We start from the raw sequence: 224 nt of genomic DNA on the forward strand, positions 1-224 counted from the left end.
AGAAGTCATCTCATTTGGAGAGTCGGCGGTGGCAGATGAGGGCGGCTGCGATGCTGGCGAAGGCTGCAAAGTGGTCGGCCTTGCGTTCGTAGCGGCGGTGGAGTCGGCGGAAGCCGCCGAGCCAGGCGACGGTGCGCTCGATCACCCAGCGGTGCCGGCCGAGGCGCTGGGAGGACTCGATGCCGCGGCGGGCGATGCGGGCCGGGATCTGCCGCCGGCGCAGG

General features: G+C 71.0%; 1 protein-coding gene. It reads right to left on the reverse strand.

What is annotated here, in order from left to right; genetic code table 11:
- Positions 1 to 10: 10 nt before the first annotated feature.
- Positions 11 to 224: transposase (locus PUR56_RS43550; RefSeq protein WP_329948734.1), on the reverse strand; the 214-nt coding region annotated here is incomplete at its 5' end.

The organism is Streptomyces sp. BE303, from assembly GCF_036290945.1.
GTDB lineage: Bacteria > Actinomycetota > Actinomycetes > Streptomycetales > Streptomycetaceae > Kitasatospora.